Consider the following 1,349-nt stretch of genomic DNA (forward strand, 5'->3'; position numbering starts at 1 on the left):
GTCACTGTGAGTCTGGGGTGGTCCGGTTGATACTGGATAGGTTCGGTGCGGTGGGGTCTGACTCTCAATGTCACTGACGTCGTGAGACTGTCCTGCTGGTGATGTGTCGACCCCACCGGATCGGATGCCCAGAAAGCACACGCGACCGGTTCGGGCGGAGTGACCTGATAGGAGCCTGACCAACAAGTCCCGTCACAGTGCTGTCCGCCGTCCCGGCCGGGTGCGTGGCCACCTGAAAAGGGGGATGACCTGTGTCCAGCATGACCGAAACACCGCCCGCTGTCAGCCTCACCGTCTATGCCGGTGTCGACACCCACAAACACACCCACCACGCCGCCATCGTCGACTCGGTGGGCCGGCAGATCGGTGACCGCGAGTTCGATGCCACCGCGGCCGGGCACCGTCAGCTACTCGCGTGGCTGACAAGTGCCGGCATCGTCTCCCGTGTGGGTGTGGAGGGGACCGGAAGCTACGGGTGCGCCCTGACCACCGTGCTCCGGGAAGCCGGCCTCACCGTCGTCGACGTCGACCGCCCGGACCGACGCTCACGTCGACTACACGGCAAATCCGACCCGATCGACGCCTACGCCGCCGCCACTGCTGCGTTGTCCGGCCGGGCCACCACCACACCGAAAACCCACGACGGGAACGTCGAAGCAATCCGGTTCCTGCGCAACGCCCGACGCTCGGCGGTCAAGGCCCGCGCCGAGGCGATCACGGGGCTCAAAGCGATGATCGTGACCGCCCCGGAACCGGTGCGTGCCTGCCTGGACGGGTTGACCGACGCGACACTGCTGCGCACCTGCGCCCGAAAGCGGCCCGGCGCAGTCACCTCCGGTGACATCACCGCCGCAGTCATTACCTCGCTGCGCTCACTCGCACGCCGCATCCTCGCGCTGACCGACGAAGAACGCACGTTGACAAAGCAGATCAGAACGCTCGTGGCCCACACCGCACCCGAACTGCTCGACCGTCCCGGAATCGCCTCCGTGACCGCCGCCCAGCTGCTGATCACCTTCGGTGACAACCGGGACCGGATCGTCAGCGAAGCCGCGTTCGCCCACCTGTGCGGCGTTGCCCCGATCCCGGCGTCGTCGGGCAAAACCCACCGACACCGACTCAACCGAGGTGGCGACCGGCAAGCCAACCGCGCCCTGTACACCATCGTCATCAACCGAATGACCCACGACGAACGCACCCGCACCTACGTAGCCCGCCGCACCACCGAACACAAAACCACACGCGAGATCACCCGCTGCCTCAAACGCGCCGTCGCCCGCGAGATCTACCAACTCCTGACCCACCGAACGACACCCCAACCCGCCCTTGACGAAACATAGGAGCATCAC

Annotated in this window: 1 protein-coding gene; it reads left to right on the forward strand. The window is 66.1% G+C overall.

Translation table 11 applies throughout. From position 1 onward, the window contains the following. The first annotated feature begins 260 nt into the window (after positions 1-260). A complete protein-coding gene (locus ACFWO3_RS21600) occupies positions 261-1,340 on the forward strand; it encodes an IS110 family transposase (RefSeq protein ID WP_378581651.1) in 1,080 nt (359 codons plus the stop codon). The last annotated feature ends 9 nt before the right edge of the window (positions 1,341-1,349 follow it).

Origin of the sequence: Rhodococcus sp. NPDC058521, assembly GCF_042719695.1 — a bacterium.
Classification (GTDB): domain Bacteria; phylum Actinomycetota; class Actinomycetes; order Mycobacteriales; family Mycobacteriaceae; genus Rhodococcus_F.

What these genes read in the sequence shown, in the direction of transcription:
- ACFWO3_RS21600 (WP_378581651.1), top strand. Translation starts at nt 261, where the DNA reads ATGACCGAAACACCGCCCGCTGTCAGCCTCACCGTCTATGCCGGTGTC.